The organism is Phaeospirillum tilakii (assembly GCF_042683125.1).
Classification (GTDB): Bacteria; Pseudomonadota; Alphaproteobacteria; order Rhodospirillales; family Magnetospirillaceae; genus Phaeospirillum; species Phaeospirillum tilakii.
Genome location: NZ_JBHUIY010000054.1, coordinates 1 through 15,839 on the forward strand (window position 1 = coordinate 1; position 15,839 = coordinate 15,839).

At 70.7% G+C, this 15,839-nt stretch carries 13 protein-coding genes and 1 pseudogene; 1 reads left to right on the forward strand and 13 read right to left on the reverse strand.

Features of this window, described 5'->3' with window-relative positions:
- Positions 1-123 precede the first annotated feature (123 nt).
- From ACFSNB_RS17310 to ccoN, 12 genes and pseudogenes are all read right to left on the reverse strand, one after another.
- Positions 124-704, reverse strand: a pseudogene (locus ACFSNB_RS17310) (IS3 family transposase); the annotation flags it as partial.
- 99 nt (positions 705-803) lie between these two features.
- Positions 804-2,399 (reverse strand): hypothetical protein, encoded by a 1,596-nt coding sequence (locus ACFSNB_RS17315; RefSeq protein ID WP_377318859.1) that lies wholly within the window; start codon positions 2,397-2,399, stop codon positions 804-806.
- 137 nt (positions 2,400-2,536) lie between these two features.
- Positions 2,537-3,394 carry a pantoate--beta-alanine ligase gene (gene panC / locus ACFSNB_RS17320; protein ID WP_377318861.1) on the reverse strand — a complete coding sequence of 286 codons (858 nt, stop codon included), beginning with the start codon at positions 3,392-3,394 and terminating at the stop codon, positions 2,537-2,539.
- Position 3,395: 1 nt separating this feature from the next.
- Positions 3,396-4,229, reverse strand: a complete 834-nt coding sequence (panB, locus tag ACFSNB_RS17325; RefSeq protein ID WP_377318863.1) for a 3-methyl-2-oxobutanoate hydroxymethyltransferase — start codon at positions 4,227-4,229, stop codon at positions 3,396-3,398.
- A complete protein-coding gene (gene ccoS / locus ACFSNB_RS17330) occupies positions 4,226-4,417 on the reverse strand; it encodes a cbb3-type cytochrome oxidase assembly protein CcoS (protein WP_377318865.1) in 192 nt (63 codons plus the stop codon). Before ccoS ends, panB begins: the two co-directional genes overlap by 4 nt.
- Before the next feature lie 3 nt (positions 4,418-4,420).
- On the reverse strand, positions 4,421-6,838 hold the full coding sequence (locus tag ACFSNB_RS17335; protein WP_377318867.1) for a heavy metal translocating P-type ATPase: 2,418 nt from the start codon (positions 6,836-6,838) through the stop codon (positions 4,421-4,423).
- On the reverse strand, positions 6,835-7,320 hold the full coding sequence (locus ACFSNB_RS17340; protein WP_377318869.1) for a FixH family protein: 486 nt from the start codon (positions 7,318-7,320) through the stop codon (positions 6,835-6,837). The genes ACFSNB_RS17335 and ACFSNB_RS17340 overlap by 4 nt, the downstream gene beginning before the upstream one ends.
- Complete coding sequence (ccoG, locus tag ACFSNB_RS17345) at positions 7,317-8,717, reverse strand: cytochrome c oxidase accessory protein CcoG (protein ID WP_377318871.1); 1,401 nt, start codon at positions 8,715-8,717, stop codon at positions 7,317-7,319. Before ccoG ends, ACFSNB_RS17340 begins: the two co-directional genes overlap by 4 nt.
- A complete protein-coding gene (ccoP, locus tag ACFSNB_RS17350; protein ID WP_377318873.1) occupies positions 8,714-9,613 on the reverse strand; it encodes a cytochrome-c oxidase, cbb3-type subunit III in 900 nt (299 codons plus the stop codon). The genes ccoG and ccoP overlap by 4 nt, the downstream gene beginning before the upstream one ends.
- Before the next feature lie 45 nt (positions 9,614-9,658).
- The gene (locus ACFSNB_RS17355) at positions 9,659-9,811 is read right to left on the reverse strand and encodes a cbb3-type cytochrome oxidase subunit 3 (RefSeq protein WP_377318875.1); all 153 of its coding nucleotides are present in this window, start codon (positions 9,809-9,811) and stop codon (positions 9,659-9,661) included.
- A gap of 16 nt (positions 9,812-9,827) precedes the next feature.
- Positions 9,828-10,568, reverse strand: a complete 741-nt coding sequence (gene ccoO / locus ACFSNB_RS17360; RefSeq protein ID WP_377318877.1) for a cytochrome-c oxidase, cbb3-type subunit II — start codon at positions 10,566-10,568, stop codon at positions 9,828-9,830.
- A 24-nt stretch (positions 10,569-10,592) separates the two neighbouring features.
- On the reverse strand, positions 10,593-12,020 hold the full coding sequence (ccoN, locus tag ACFSNB_RS17365; RefSeq protein ID WP_377318879.1) for a cytochrome-c oxidase, cbb3-type subunit I: 1,428 nt from the start codon (positions 12,018-12,020) through the stop codon (positions 10,593-10,595).
- Between the two features lie 177 nt (positions 12,021-12,197).
- On the opposite strand from ccoN, the gene ACFSNB_RS17370 reads away from it, so the two are divergent.
- Complete coding sequence (locus ACFSNB_RS17370) at positions 12,198-13,412, forward strand: class I SAM-dependent rRNA methyltransferase (RefSeq protein ID WP_377318881.1); 1,215 nt, start codon at positions 12,198-12,200, stop codon at positions 13,410-13,412.
- A gap of 267 nt (positions 13,413-13,679) precedes the next feature.
- On the opposite strand, the gene ACFSNB_RS17375 is transcribed toward ACFSNB_RS17370, so the two are convergent.
- Positions 13,680-15,839 (reverse strand): transglycosylase domain-containing protein (locus ACFSNB_RS17375; RefSeq protein ID WP_377318883.1); only part of this gene is annotated, 2,160 nt, incomplete at its 5' end.

The window sequence follows — 15,839 nt, forward strand, 5'->3', positions numbered from 1 at the left end:
GCCGCACGGTCCGTCGAGGCCCTGGAGCAAGCCATCGCCTCCGCCCTCAGCGACTTTTCCTCCGACGAATGTCAAAATTACATCAAAAATAGTGGCTATTCGATCTAACCGGGAAATGCTCTAGTGCCCCGGCACCGGCGTCGAGGGGCGGTACAGCGCCTCGATGCCCATGCGGCGCATCAGCGTGATCACCCGGCCGCGCCCGATCTCTACGCCCTCGGCCCGCAGAAAATCACGCAGCATCCGGCTGCCGGCGAACGGATAGTTCAGGTGCAGTTCGTCGAGGCGCCGCATGATCGCCAAATCCGCCACCGACACCGGACGCGCCCGGTAGTAGAGGCTGCTGCGGGCCAGTTTCAGCACCTTGGCTTGCCGCGCCAGCGGCAGATCGTGCTTCCGGTCGATCATTTCTTTGCGCTCAGCAGGCCGGCCTTGCTGAGCGCGCCGGATAAAAAATCGTTCTCCAGCGTCAACTGGCCGATCTTGGCGTGCAGAACCTTCAGGTCCACCGACGCCTCCCCCGATGTCGCGCCGAACACCCCGGCCGCCCCCTCGAGCAACTGCCCCCGCCAGGTCGTGATCTGATTGGGGTGCACGTCATACTGCTGAGTCAGCTCGGCCAGCGTCTTGTCGCCCTTGATGGCCGCCAGGGCCACCTTCGCCTTGAAGGCCGGTGAATGGGTCCGGCGCGCACGTTTCGTCATGGTCCTTCCTCCTGCGCGGCATCGTCGCCGCTTTCAGGCGGGAAATCCACTTGCCGCCCTGTCCGAATTTCCCAGCCCTGCCGTTGTTGCCGCCTCGCGTCAGGCCTTGAACTTCCACGCCTCGACGCTGGTGGCGGCGATCTGGGTCATGATCGGGATCTCGGCCAGCGGGCGGTCGCCGTGCAGTTCAGCGGCGACCAGGGCGAAATCGCCCCAGTCGGAAGAGGGGTCGTTCTGACGCAGCAGCAGGCCGACCCAGGCGAAGATCTCGGCCCAGCGCAGGCGCCGCGCCGGCAGCACCTCGGTCAGCAGCAGTTCGATCCGGCGCGCGTCGCCCAGCCGCTTGCGTCCCGACAGCAGCTGGCCGGTGGTCTCGTCATCCTCGAACCAATGACCGGCGAAGGAATAATGCTCCCCCCACAGCGCGCTCGCCTTCAGCGCCCGGTTGACCGAGGCGGGGCGGCGCCGTTGCGGCGGGATCGCCTCGATCTGCGAGCCGATCAGTCTGTCGAGCGGCACCAGCCCGGGATTGGCCGTCGCCAGTCCGGCGGTTTCGACGAAATCGAGCAGGCCGAACGGCGGCACCGCGTTCCGCGTCAGGCCGACGGCCAGGAAATGGCCCAGCACCGTCGCCAGATGGGACGACGGGCTTTCGAGCAGCTCGATCTCGTGGCCGATCCGCAGCAGCAGGTCTTCCCCCTGCCGTTTGGTCATCCCGCGCTGGACCCAGGAATCGGCGACCCCCACCCCCAGTTTGACCAGCAGCGAGGCCACCGCGTATTTGCGGCCCTCCTTCACCAGCGCGAAAAAGCTCTGGGCGCCCGCGCCGTCGATGCCGGAGGCGCAGAGATCGACCACGGTCGTCTCCCGCTGCGGGGCGCAGGCGACATCGTGGCGGCGGCAGGACTGGATCACCGCGTCGAGCCGGGGGCACTCCGTCGCCGGCAGCCAGTTGCGCATCGTGATCAGCCGCCGCAGCGTGGTCGGGGAGATCGCGCCCCGGCCGGCCAGGGTGGACAGGCTTTCCAGCGCGGCGCCGCGCACCTCCGGCGATTCGTCCAGCAGCCAGCCGATGCCGGCCTCCTGGATCGGCGTCGCCTTGGCGTTGAGGGTGGCATGGGCCATCGCCGCGCGGTGCTCGTCGGGAAGGGCGTGGCCGGTGCCGGTGATCTCGGCATGGATCTGGAAGGGATCGCCGCCGGTTTCCTGCACCAGCAGGTCAAAGTCTTCATCGGGCGATCCCGGCACGGTCCCCTCGGGGATCTGGGTCGCCGCCTGCGCGATCAGGTCGCCCATCAGGTTCCGCAGGTCGGCGCCGGGGGTGAGCCGGGCGATGCGGTACTGGTTGAGGACCACCAGGATCAGGCCGGGATTGATCTCGGGATTTTGCCCCGCCGCCAGGATGCGCCGTTCCAGCTCGGCCAGGGTCTGGGTGGCGGTGGCCTGGGCGCGCTCCTGTCCATAGCGCAGCGTTTCGAGGCCCTGGCCCAGCATCAGGGAGAAGGCGTCGAGCAGCGGCTGGTTGGGCTTCTTTTTGCCGATTTCCGCCACCATCAGGTCGAACAGGTCGAGGACATGGTCCGGGGTCCGGTTCAGCAGGGCGGCGGACATCTCGGCCGCCGCGCCGGGGCGGCCGCGCGCAACCTCCTTGGCCAGGGCCTTTCCCATGTCGATCAGGGCTGCGCGGGGAATCATGCTGGCGGGTTCTTTCCCTTGAGTGTCGGGGGCCGGGTCAGGCTATCGCACCAGCGGTGGGATCGTCCACGGCCGCGCCGCCTCCCGTCCGATCGGCAGGGGTGGGGCGGCGGCGACCGCCGCCCCCTCCGGCGGGGTCAGAGCGCGGTGACCGCGACGTTGTCGAGCAGGCGGGTGGCGCCGAGGCGGGCGGCGGCCAGCAGCCGGGCCGGCCGGGTCGGCCGGTCGAGCGGGGCCAGCGTCTCGGCGTCGCGCAGCTCGAAATAATCCACCGCATCGAAGCCGGCGGCGCGCAGATCCTCGACCGCCCGCGCGGTCAGCGGCGCCGCCTCGCCGCCCTGGGCCAGCGCCTGGGCGGTGGCGTCGAGGGCGCGGAACAGCGCCGGGGCGACCGCCCGCTGTTCGGGGGTGAGGTAGGCGTTGCGCGACGACAGCGCCAGCCCGTCGGCCTCGCGCACGATCGGGCAGCCGATCACCTCGACCGCGAGGTCGAGGTCGCGCACCAGCCGGCGGATCACCGCCAGTTGCTGGTAATCCTTCTCGCCGAACAGGGCGAAGTCGGGACGGACCTGGAGCAGCAGTTTGGTCACCACCGTGGCCACCCCGTCGAAATGGCCCGGGCGGATCGCGCCGCACAGGCCCTCGGACAGGCCGGCGACGCTGACGGTGGTGGCGAAGCCGGCCGGGTACATGTCGGTGACCTGGGGCGCGAACAGCAGGTGGCAGCCGGCCCCCGACAGCAGGGCGGCATCCTCGGCCTCGCGGCGGGGATAGCGTTCGAAATCCTCGCCCGGCCCGAACTGGGTCGGGTTGACGAACACCGACGCCACCACCCGGTCGGCATGTTCCAGACCCTGGGCGATCAGGCTGAGATGGCCCTGGTGCAGGGCGCCCATGGTGGGGACCAGCGCGACCGCCAGACCCTGGTCGCGCCAGTAGCGCACCCGGGCGCGCAGGTCGGCGACGGCCCGGACGATATCGACCTCACGGCTCATGTCAGCAGGACTCCTTGCGGGGCAGGCCGAAGCAATGCTCCGGCCCGGGGAAGGTGCGGGCGCGCACCTCGGCGGCATAGGCCTCGGCGGCGGCGCGGATGGTCGGGCCGAGGTCGGCGTAACGCTTGACGAATTTCGGGGTGAAATCATCGAACAGCCCGAGCACGTCGTCGATCACCAGCACCTGGCCGTCACAGGCGGCCGAGGCGCCGATGCCGATGGTCGGAATGGCGATTTCGCCGGTCAGGGCGCGGGCGACCGGCTCGACCGTGCCCTCGACCACCACGGCGAAGGCGCCGGCCTCGGCCACCGCGCGGGCGTCGGCGCGGATCCGCGCCGCCTCGTCTTCGCTGCGGCCCTGGGCGCGGAAGCCGCCGGCGGTGTGGACCGCCTGCGGCATCAGGCCGACATGGCCCATCACCGGCACGCCGCGCTCGACCAGGAAGGCGATGGTCTCGGCCATCTCGCCTCCGCCTTCGAGCTTGACGGCGGCGCAGCCGGTTTCGGCCATCACCCGGGCGGCGTTGCGGAAGGCCTGGGCCGGGCTTTCCTGGTAGCTGGCGAAGGGCAGGTCGATCACCACGCAGGCCTTCTGCGACGCGTTCACCACCGCCCGGCCGTGGGCGATCATCATCTCGAGGGTCACCGCCAGGGTGGTTTCGAGCCCGTAGACCACCATCCCCAGCGAATCCCCCACCAGCAGGATGTCGCACACCGGGTCGAGCAGCCGGGCGATCGGCGCGGTATAGGCGGTCAGCACCACCAGCGGCTCGGCCCCCTTGCGGGCGCGGACGTCGCGGGTGGTGATCCGCCGTTGGGTGCTGTGTCTGCTCACTGCGAAGACTCCCTCGTCTGATCGTTGCGCCCCGGGGGCGGCGGCGGGTCGTCGTCGTCGAACAGGATGCGCTGGGCCGCCCCGTCCAGGTCGTCGAACTGGCCCGAGCGCAGTGCCCACAGGAAGCCGGCCAGTCCGAGCAGCCCGAGCGACAGCGCCAACGGGATCAGCAGCAGCAGGATATCCACGGGTCACCGCCTTCCGCCGGACAGACGCAGGGCGTTGAGGATTACTAGCAGCGACGAGGCGGACATGGCAATTGCCGCGAACAGCGGGGTCAATTGCCCGGAAATCGCCACCGGCACCGCCAGCAGGTTGTAGGCCAGGGCGAAGGCGAGGTTCTGCGCCACCAGCCGCCGCGCGGCGCGGGCCACCGCCACCGCCTCGGCCACCGCGTCGAGCCGGCCGCCCTGGAACACCAGATCGGCGGCGGCGCGGGCGATGTCGGCCCCGCGCGCCGGGGCGATCGACACCAGCGCCGCCGCCAGCGCCGGGGCGTCGTTGATGCCGTCGCCGACCATCAGCACCCGCTTGCCGGCCTGGGCCAACTCGGCCAGCCGCGTCCCCTTGGCCGCCGGGGTCTGGCCGGCGCGCCACTCGTCGATGCCGAGCTGCGCAGCAAGGGGGCCGGCCACCGAGGCGCGGTCGCCCGACAGCAGTTCGAGGCCGAATCCCATCCGGCGCAGCCGGGCGAGGGTGGCGGCGGCGTCGGCGCGGGGCGGATCGGCGAAGCGGAAGCGGACCGGGGGGTGATTGGGGCGGGTCAGCCACACCTCGGGACCAGGCGGGGCTGCCGCCCCGCACCCCGCCTGGAGGCTGGCGCCTCCAGACCTCTGCTCTTTTTGGAAAAAAAGGGGGTCCGGGGCATCGCCCCGGGCGGGTTCGGGCGGCAGCCCGACGAAGCAGCGCTGACCAAGCCGGCTGCCGTCGGCCGCTTTGATCCCCTGGCCCGCCACCTCGCGCAGGCCGGCGGCCGGCGGCGCGGCGGGAAAGGCGCGGGCGAGCGGATGCGACGAGCCGGCCGCCAACGCCGCCGCCGCCGCGCGGTCGTCGTCGCTCCAGCCGTCGGATTCGATCAGGCGGGGCTGGCCCTCGGTCAGGGTGCCGGTCTTGTCGAACACCGCGTGGTCGGCGGCGGCCAGCCGTTCCAGCGCGGTGGCCGATTTGATCAGGATGCCCTGGCGCAGCAGCCGGCCGGCGGCGATCACCTGCACCGCCGGCACCGCCAGGGCCAGGGCGCAGGGGCAGGTGACGATCAGCACCGACACCGCGATCAGCAGGGCCGGTTGCCACTCCAGCCCGCCCAGCAGGGTCCAGCCGGCGAAGGTCGCCAGCGCGGCGAGGTGGACCACCGGGGCGTACCAGCGCGCCACCCTCTCGGCCAGGGCGACGTGGCGGGCGCGGCCCTGCTCCGCCGCCTCGGTCAGGCGGACGATCTCGGCCAGCACGGTGGCGTCGCCGACCGCGCTGACGGTCAGCCGCAGCGGCGCGGTCAGGTTGAGGCTGCCGGCCTGCACCGCCCGGCCCGGCCCGACCGGCACCGGCAGGCTTTCCCCGGTCAGGCGGGATTCATCGAGGTCTGACGTTCCCTCGGTGACGGTGCCGTCGATGCCGATCCGCTCGCCCGCCGCCACCAGCACCGTCTCGCCCACCCGCACCCGCCCGGGCGCCACCAGCCGGCGGCCGCCGTCCGGGTCGAGCACCAGCACGGCGCGGGCCTCCAGCCGCAGCAGGTCGGCCACCGCCGCCCGCGCCCGCCCGCGCGCCCGGGCATCGAGGGTGCGGCCGATCAGCAGGAAGAACAGCAGCGACACCGCCGAATCGAAATAGGCATGCGGGCCGCCGCCGATCGTCTCGGCCAGACTCATCGCCGTGGTCAGCACCACGCCGATGGTGATCGGCACATCCATGTTGGTGTGGCCGCCCCGCAGCGCCCGCCAGGCCGAGGCGGCGAACGGGCGCAGGCCGAAGGCGATCGCCGGCAGCGCCACCAGCGCCGACAGCCAGTGCAGCAGGTCGCGGGTGGCCGGCCCCATCCCCTGGGCGGCGCCGGCCCACACCGACACCGACAGCAGCATCACGTTGCCGGCGGCGAAGCCGGTCACCGCCAGCGCGGTCAGCAGGCCGCGCAACTGGCGCTGGTCGGCCTGATCGATCCGGTCGGGATCGAACGGCACCAGCCGGTAGCCGACCGCCCGCACCGGAGCCAGGATCGCGGCGGGGGTGGCCTCGGCCGGGCGGAAGCGCAGGGTCAGCCGGCGGGTGGTCAAATTGACCCGCGCCGCTGCCACTCCGGGCTGGCGCGCCAGCAGCGATTCGATCAGCCAGACGCAGGCGCCGCAGGTGACGCCCTCGGCCAGCAGGGTCAGGCACGCGCTGCCGTCGCCCTGGTCGCGCACCGCGTCGGACAGGTCCTCCTCGGGCAGCCCGGATTCGGGGCGCGGGGCCAGGGTGCCGGCGGTCCGGGCGCGGCGGTAATAGGACTCAAGCCCGGCCGCGTCGATCAGGGCATGGGCGGCGGCGCAGCCGGCACAGCAGAATTGCCCCTCTCCCGCCGTTGCCCCGGCCAGCGGCGCACCGCAATGCCGGCAGGCGGGGGCGGCGGTCACGGCAGGAAGAAGCGGCGGAAGGTCTGGTAGGGCGCGCCCCGCCCGGTTGCTTCCGCGTGCAGGTCCCATTGCCCGGCCTGGGGCAGCGGCACGATCGCGGCATGGGCGCCGGGACCGGACGGATTGAGCACCGCCTCGCGGGCGAGGTCGGGGCCGGTCGGCCGGGTCAGCCGCACCCGCACCCGCAGCCCCTCGATCGGGCGGCCGTCGCGGTCGCGGTAGGTCTGGGCGATCACCGCGCCGGTGCCGTCGGGGATCGGCTCGATCACCGTCTCGACGATCCAGCCCAGTTCCTCCTGCCGCCGCGCCGCCTCCAGTGCTTGATTGGCGATCAGCCCACGCTCGTAGGGATGATCGACGGTGACGCCGGGAAAGCTGCGGTTGGCCAGCACCACCAGCGACAGGTTGACCGCCACCACCACCGCGAAGGCGCCGACGAAGATGTAGGGGTACCACCAGCCGGGGCGACGCGTTTCCCTCATCGGTCGGGTCCGACGAACAGGGATTCGGTGCGGATCTCGCGGCCATCGGCGCGGTCGCGCAGCACGAAGGTCAAGGGCAGCCGCCGGCCGGTGGCGGCGGCGGCGGTGACGAACACGGTGAAGCTGCCGACCGAATCCGCCGCCACCTTCAGCGGCGGGCCGCCGCCGATCACCGACAGCCGGGTGCCGTCCAGCCCCTCGACGGCAAGATCGAACCAGCGGTCGCGTCGCACCATGTTCTGCACCTTCAGCACGTAGCCATTGCGGATCGACCCATCGGACAGCCGGACATACAGCAGCGCCCGCTCATGCAGCACCGTCAGTTCGGTGGTGGTGCGCGCCGACAGCGACCAGCCGATCAGGCCGATCGACACAGCAAGAATCGCGCCATAGACCAGGGTGCGCGGCCGCACCAGCCGCCGCCGCGCCGGGCTGCCGGCGGCGCGCGCCGCCTGACTGGCGATCGAATCCCACGAAATCAGGCCGTGCGGCAGCCCGGCCCGGTCCATGATCGCGTCGCAGGCATCGATGCACAGGCCGCAGCCGATGCAGCCGAGCTGCGAACCGTCGCGGATGTCGACCCCGGTCGGGCAGACCGCGACGCACATCCGGCAGTCGATGCAATGGCCGCGTCCGGCGAAGCTCTGGCCGCGTCGCCAGTAGCCGCGCGGCTCGCCCCGCCACGGTTCGTAGGCGACGATCAGCGAATGCTCGTCGAACATCGCCGCCTGGAAACGCGAATAGGGGCACATGTAGAGGCAGACCTGCTCGCGGGCATGGCCGGCCAGCAGGTAGCAGAAGCCGCCCACCACCGCGATCGCGCCATAGACCGCCGCGCTTTCCTCGCCGCGCAGCACCGCCGGCAGCATCGTCGGCGCGTCGCCGAAATAAAGGGCGAAGGACAGGCCGCAGGCCGCCGAAATGATCAGCCAGATCAGGTGGACCCCGGCCTTGCGCGCCAGTTTGGCCGGGCCCCATGGGGCGCGGTCGAGGGCGATGCGGCGGGTGCGGTCGCCGATCAGCAGCCGCTCGACCTGGACGAACAGGTCGGTATAGACCGTCTGCCAGCACAGGAAGCCGCACCACACCCGGCCGTACAGGGCGCTGATCAGGAACAGCGCGATCGCCGCCACCACCAGGATGCCGGTCAGGTAATAGATTTCCTGCGGCCAGATCTCGAGCCCGAAGCAATAGGCCCGCCGTCCGGCCAGATCGATCAGGATCGCCTGATCGGGGGCGCCGGGACCCCGGTCCCAGCGCAGGAACGGCGCCAGATGCCACCACGGCACCAGCAGCGTCGCCGCCGCGAATTTCCAGCGGCGGAAACGGCCCGAAACCGAGCGGGGATGGATCGTCTCGCTCTTGGCATAAAGGCCCGGGTCGTCCCGCGTGTTCACCGTCCACCCCCCAGGGTGTGGACATAGACCGCCAGCATGCGGATGGTGCCGGGATCAAGCCGCTCCGACCAGGCCGGCATCGAGCCGTGGCTGGGCCGGGTCACCTGCCGCACCACCAGGGCGCGGATCTCGGCGGCGCGGACCTCCGGCGTCTGGTTGGTCAGCTTGCTGGCATACAGCCAGATCTGGTTGTTGAGCGGCGGCGCGCCGACGGCGGGGGTGCCCTCGCCCTGCTCGCCGTGGCAGACGGCGCAGTTCTCGGCGAAGATCGCCGCCCCGGGCAAAGCCGGGTTCGGGCTGCGGTTGGCCAGGGTCAGCACGTAATCGGCCACCTGCTCGATCTGGTCGGGGGTCAGGATGCCGTCGGCGCCGAATTTCGGCATTTCGCTCTGGTGGCTGTCGGGATTGCTGTTGCGGACGCCGAATTTGATGGTCTGCTCGATCTCGGGCAGGGTGCCGCCCCACAGCCATTCATCGTCGGCCAGGGTGGGATAGCCGGGGGCGCCGACCCCGCCGACGCCGTGGCAGGGGGCGCAATTCTCCTCGAAGGCGATGCGGCCGCCGGCGCGGGCATAGGTCAGCAGCTCGGGATCGGCCTCGACCGCCTCGATCGGCAGCGACACCAGCCGGTCGCGCCACGCCGCCCGCTCGGCCCGCTGCAACGCCAGTTCCTGTTCCAGCACGCCGCGCGAGGAATAGCCGAGCAGGCCATGGGTGAAGTCGTCGCGCAGTGGCCAGGTCGGCATCAGCACCCAATAGCCGATCGCCCACAGCACGCAGGCCCAGAACACCACCACCCACCAGCGCGGCAGCGGGGTGTTGAGTTCGCGGATGCCGTCCCACTCGTGCCCGGTGGTGTGACGGCCGGTGACCGGGTCCTTCTCAACCGTTCCCATGGCCCAGCCTCCTTGCTGCCCGCGGTTTGTGGCACACCGTTCGGGTCATTGGTCGTCGCGCAGCGGGATCTGCCCCTGCTGCTCGAAGCGGCGGCGATTGCCCGGGCGGTAGGCATAGACGAGGATCGCGCCGAACACCACCACCAGCCACACCAGCCACAACGGCCGCAGCACCTCGCCGATCAGGTCGCCCGCCATCGCTCGAATCCTCCGCTCAGCGGCGCAACGGGGCCGGGTCGATCCTGCTGAAATCGACCATCGTCCCGAGCACCTGGAGATAGGCCACCAGCGCGTCCATTTCCGTCACCGGCGCGTCGGCCGCCGCCTCGACCGCGCGGCCCAGCCGCAGGCGCGGATAGCGCGCCGCCACCGGCGGCGGGCTGGCGGTGGGGTCGGCCGTCGCCTGCGCCTCGAGGTCGCGGGCGGCGTCGGCGATCGCCTGATCGTCATAGGGCACGCCCACCACCCGCAGCGCCCGCAGCCGGGTGCCGATGTCGTGGTAGTCGAGCGGCCGCAGCAGATGGGGATAGCCCGGCATGATCGAATCCGGCACCACCGCGCGCGGGTCGATCAGGTGGCGGACATGCCAGTCGCTGGCATATTTGCCGCCGACCCGGGCCAGATCGGGGCCGGTGCGCTTCGAGCCCCACTGGAACGGGTGGTCGTATTTCGATTCGGCGGCGAGGCTGTAATGGCCATAGCGTTCCGCCTCGTCCTTGAACGGGCGGATCATCTGACTGTGGCAGTTGTAACAGCCCTCGCGCACGAAGATGTCGCGCCCGGCCTGCTCGAGCGGGCTGTAGGGGCGGACGCCATCGACCTTCTCGATGGTCGATTCGATCGAGAACAGCGGCGCCACCTCGACCAGCCCGCCGATCGACACGGTGATCAGGGTGCCGACCGCCAGCAGCAGGACGTTGGTCTCGATCCGGACGTGATGCTTGAACAGGGACATCGGCCGGTTCTCCTCGCGGGCGGGTCAGGCGGCGGCCGGAGCCGGCACCGCGCGGGGCGCCGAGCCACGGATCGTCCGGGCCACGTTGTAGGCCATCACCAGCGCGCCGAGCAGGAACAGCGCCCCGCCGGTGGCGCGGATGACGTAATAGGGATGCATCGCCTTGACCGTCTCGACGAAGGAATATTGCAGGAAGCCGTAGCTGTCATAGGCCCGCCACATCAGCCCCTGCATGATCCCCGAGATCCACATCGCGGCGATGTAGAGGACGATGCCGATGGTGGCGATCCAGAAATGGATGCCGACCAGCCGCAGCGAATGCATCTCGGCCCGCCCCCACAGCCGGGGCACCATGAAATAGATCGCCCCGAACGAGACGAAGGCGACCCAGCCGAGCGCGCCGGAATGGACGTGGCCGATCCCCCAGTCGGTGTAATGCGACAGCGCGTTGACCGAGCGGATCGCCATCAGCGGTCCTTCGAAGGTGGCCATGCCGTAGAACGCCACCGCCGTCACCAGGAAGCGGATCACCGGATCGGTGCGCAGCTTGTCCCAGGCCCCCGACAGGGTCATCAGCCCGTTGATCATCCCCCCCCAGGACGGCATCCACAGCATCACCGAGAAGGTCATCCCCAGCGTCTGGGCCCAGTCGGGCAGCGCGGTGTAATGCAGGTGGTGCGGCCCGGCCCAGATGTAGAGGAAGATCAGCGCCCAGAAATGGACGATCGACAGCCGGTAGGAATAGACCGGCCGCTCGGCCCGTTTGGGGACGAAATAATACATGATGCCGAGGAAGCCGGCGGTGAGGAAGAAGCCGACCGCGTTGTGGCCGTACCACCATTGCACCATCGCGTTCTGGACGCCGCCGAACAGCGGATAGCTCTTGGTCAGGCTGACCGGCACCGCGAGGTTGTTGCCGACATGGAGCAGGGCGACGGTCAGGATCATCGCCAGATAGAACCAGTTGGCGACGTAGATGTGCGGTTCGCGCCGCTTGATCAGGGTGCCGACGAACTGGACCAGATACAGGACCCACACCACCAGCAGCAGCAGGTCGAGCGGCCATTCCGGCTCGGCATATTCCTGCGACTGGGTGATGCCGAGCGGGTAGGAACAGATCGCCAGCAGGACGAACAGGTTGTAGCCCCAGAACACCGCGTTGCCCAGTTTCTCGCCCCCGAACAGGGCGGCGCGACAGGTGCGCTGCACCACGTAGAGCGAGGTGCCGAGCAGCACGTTGCCGCCGAAGGCGAAGATCACGGTGGTGGTGTGGACCGGGCGCAGCCGGCCGAAGCTGGTCCATTCCAGGTCGAAATTGAGGGCGGGGAAGGCCAGCTGCCAGGCGATGAAGTCGCCGAACAGGAAGCCGAGCACCCCCCACACCACCGCGGCCAGGGTGAATTTGCGGATCACCGCTTCGCAATAGGGAACGGGGGCGGGGGCTGGTTGCATGCCGGTCTCCTGGGCTCGACGGGGCGAAGCGGCGTCGCGGTCACGTTTCCTGCTCAAGATATACATCAAATTGTTTAGGCTTGCACCGTTTGGCGCGTTGGCGGCGGCCATGCGCCGCCATCGGGGCGGCCAATCCTTTGCTTGGCGGCGGCGGGCGGCTTCTCTACAGTGCCGGCCATGACCGATCAAGCCATCCTCCCCCCCGATTCGCCCGCCACCCGGCCCACCCTGACCCTCGGCAAAGGCCATTCCCGCCGCCTGCGCGCCGGCCATCCCTGGGTGTTCTCCAACGAGATCGAGATGACGGTCGAGACCCGGCAATGGAGCCCGGGCGGACTGGTCACCCTGGTCGATGCCGGCGGCGAGCGGCTGGGGGTGGCGACCTTCAACCCGCATTCGCTGATCTCGGCGCGGCTGCTGTCGCGCGATCCGGCGACGGTGATCGACCGCGCCTTCCTGGCCGGCAAGCTGAAGGCCGCGCTGGCCCTGCGCGACACCCTGTTCGACCGCCCGTTCTACCGGCTGGTCCATTCCGAGGCCGACGGCCTGCCCGGTCTGGTGATCGACCGTTTCGGCGACGTGCTGGCGGTGCAGGCCAACACCGCCGGGATGGATCGGCTGCTGCCCGATCTGCTGGCGGTGCTCGACGACCTGCTGGCGCCGCGCGCGGTGATGCTGGCCAATGACAGCCCGGTGCGCGGGCATGAGGGGCTGGCGCTCGAACATCGCCTCGCCGCCGGCGCGATCGACGGCCCGGTCGAGCTGGAAGAAAACGGGGTCCGCTTCATCGCCGACCTCCAGGAAGGGCAGAAGACCGGCTGGTTCTACGACCAGCGCGACAACCGCGCCGCGGTGGCCCGCCTCTGCCGGGGCCGGCGGATGCTCGACGTCTACACCTATGCCGGCGGGTTCGCGGTGCAGGCGGCGATGGCCGGGGCCAGCGAGGTGATCGCGGTCGATCGCTCGGAAGCGTCGCTGGCGCTGGCGAGCGGGGCGGCCGCCCTCAACGGCGTGACCATCGGCACGGCGCGGGCGGAATCCTTCGCCGAGATGGAACGCCTCGCCGCCGCCGAGGAAAAGTTCGGGGTGGTGGTGGTCGATCCCCCCGCCTTCGTCAAGTCGCGCAAGGACCTCGCCGCCGGGGCCAAGGGCTATCGCAAAATGACCCGCCTCGCCGCCGCCCTGGTCGAGCCGGGCGGGTTCCTGTTCTGCGCCTCCTGCTCGCACCATATGCCGGTCGAGGATTTCGCCACCGAAACCGCCCGGGGCCTGGCCCAGGCCGGCCGCACCGGCCGGATCCTCCGCTCGGCCGGCGCCGCCGCCGACCACCCGGTTCATCCCTGGCTGCCGGAAAGCGCCTACCTCAAGGCCCTGCTCTACCAGCTCGACTGATCCCGCGAGTCAGGCGACGTTTCAGGCGGGCTGCCGCCCGCCGGCCCGCTCGGGGAGCAGAGCTCCCCGAACCCCTCCCTTTTTTACTCCGTCCTTTCCGTCATGCGCGGACTTGATCCGCGCATCAAGGGGCGATCTGAACGGCACGCATTCCCCCCTGGGGGGCTTCCGCCTTTTCATGAAGAGAATCAAAGGGGGTCCGGGGCATCGCCCCGGCGGGCGCGCGGGCAGAGTCCGCGTAATCCGTTGCCTTCCGCGTGGGGCGGGTTACTGCCCGAACAGCCCCTTGATCAGATCGTCGAGGGTATCGCCGATGCCGCCGCCGCCGCTGCCATTGGCGGCGGGTTCCTCGCCGGCCGGGACGGGCGGGGCCTCGACCGCCGGCAGGGTCAGCGGCCGGGGCGGCAGGCCGTGTTCGGCGGCGACCATCACCTGTTTCCACAGCTGGGCGGGCAGGGTGCCGCCGGTGACCTTCTTCATCTCGTTGCGGTAATCGTCGTTGCCGAGCCACACCCCGGTGACGTAATCGGCGGTGAAGCCGATGAACCAGGCGTCGCGGTAATCCTGGGTGGTGCCGGTCTTGCCGGCGGCGGGGCGGTCGAGGCGGGCGGCGCGGCCGGAGCCGGTCTGGATCACCGCGCTCATGATGTCCTGCATCTTGGCCAGCGCGGTGGGCGAGATCACCTGACCGAAGCCGCCGCCTTGGCGGCGGTACAGCACGTTGCCGGAGGGATCGGTGATCTGGGCGACGCCGTAGGCGGTGACGCCCTGGCCGCCATTGGCGAAGGCGGCATAGGCATTGACCATTTCGAGCAGCGACACCTCGCTGGTGCCGAGCGCCAGGGTGGCGTCGCGCCGCATCGGCGCGGTGATGCCGAGGCGGCGGGCGGTGGCGATCACCGCGCCGGGGCCGACCCGTTCGACCAGCCGCACCGCGGCGGTGTTGACGGATTCGGCCAAGGCATGGCGCAGGGTGATGGTGCCGAGATAGCGGCCGGTGTAATTGCCCGGGCTCCAGTTGCCGATCTGGATCGGGGCGTCCTCGATCATGTCGTCGGGGCTGGCGCCGCGTTCCATCGCGGTGAGGTAGACCAGCGGCTTGAACGAGGAGCCGGGCTGGCGCAGCCCCTGGGCGGCGCGGTTGAACTGGCTGTCGTCGTAATCCTTGCCGCCGACCATCGCCCGCACCGCGCCGTCGGGGGTCATCACCACCACCGCGCCCTGGCTGACGTTGAACTTGCCCCCCTGGGCGGCGAGCAGCGCCTTGAGGTCGGCCTCGACCCGGCGTTGCAGGCCGAGATCGAGGGTGGTCTGGATCACCACGTCGCGGCCGGCCACCTCGCCGAACTGGTCGAGGTGGGACAGCATCCAGTCGGCGAAATACCGCCCGGCCGGGGGCTGGCGATGGACCAGCTCGGCCCCGCCGGCGGCGTTGGCGGCGTCGGCGGTCTTCTGGTCGATGTAGCCGGCCTCGACCATGTTCTGCAACACGTCGGCGGTGCGGCGGCGCGAGGCCTCGGGATCGTTGATCGGGCTGTAGCGCGACGGCGCCTTCAGCAGGCCGGCGATCACCGCCGACTGGTAGAGGCCGATCCGCCGCGCCGAGACGTCGAAATAGCGCCGCGCCGCCGCATCGACGCCGAAGGTGCCCGAGCCGAGATAGACCCGGTTGAGGTAGAGGGCGAGGATCTGTTCCTTGCTGAACCGCTTTTCCAGCCACAGCGCCATCAGCACTTCCTGGATCTTGCGCTTCATGGTGCGGTCGGGGGTCAGGAACAGGTTCTTGGCCAGCTGCTGGGTGACGGTCGAGCCGCCCTGGACGACGTGGCCGACCCGCAGGTTGGTGTAGAAGGCGCGGGCGAGGCCGATCACGTCGATGCCGAAATGGCTGAAGAACCGCCGGTCCTCGGTCGCCAGCACGGCATGGACCAGATTGGGCGAGATCTCCGGCAGGGTCAGCGGCTCGCCGTAGAGGTCGCCGAAGGCGGCGAACACCTCGCCCTCGGCCGATTGCAGCACCACGCTCGGCCGGCGGGTGGTGACGGTCATCCTGTCGATGTCGGGCAGATCGACCGCGTAATAGGCCACCACCCCGCCGAGGAAGATGCCGACCCAGATCATCAGGGTCAGCCCCCAGATCAGCAGCCGGGCGCCCCAACTGCGGCGCGGCCGGGGCGGCTCCGACGGCGGCGGCGGCGCGGCGCGGGTGGCGCGGGCGGTGGAGGACGGGCGGGTCTTGGCCGGCGCCGGACGCGGGGCGCGCTCGTCGCGGGCGGCGCGGGTCTCCGCCGGGGCGGACCAGCCCGGTTCCCGGCGCGGCGGGCGGCGCTCGCCGGCGGCGCCGGTCAGGCGCTGCCACAGGCCGTTGGCCAGCCGGCTGGCCTCGACCTTGACCTCGGCCCGCACCGCCTCGCGCACCGCGTCGGC

Coding starts and splice junctions, on each gene's coding strand:
- ACFSNB_RS17315 (WP_377318859.1), bottom strand. CDS start 2,399: ATGATTCCCCGCGCAGCCCTGATCGACATGGGAAAGGCCCTGGCCAAG.
- panC (WP_377318861.1), bottom strand. CDS start 3,394: ATGAGCCGTGAGGTCGATATCGTCCGGGCCGTCGCCGACCTGCGCGCC.
- ACFSNB_RS17340 (WP_377318869.1), bottom strand. CDS start 7,320: ATGAGGGAAACGCGTCGCCCCGGCTGGTGGTACCCCTACATCTTCGTC.
- ccoP (WP_377318873.1), bottom strand. CDS start 9,613: ATGGGAACGGTTGAGAAGGACCCGGTCACCGGCCGTCACACCACCGGG.
- ACFSNB_RS17355 (WP_377318875.1), bottom strand. CDS start 9,811: ATGGCGGGCGACCTGATCGGCGAGGTGCTGCGGCCGTTGTGGCTGGTG.
- ccoO (WP_377318877.1), bottom strand. CDS start 10,568: ATGTCCCTGTTCAAGCATCACGTCCGGATCGAGACCAACGTCCTGCTG.
- ccoN (WP_377318879.1), bottom strand. CDS start 12,020: ATGCAACCAGCCCCCGCCCCCGTTCCCTATTGCGAAGCGGTGATCCGC.
- ACFSNB_RS17370 (WP_377318881.1), top strand. CDS start 12,198: ATGACCGATCAAGCCATCCTCCCCCCCGATTCGCCCGCCACCCGGCCC.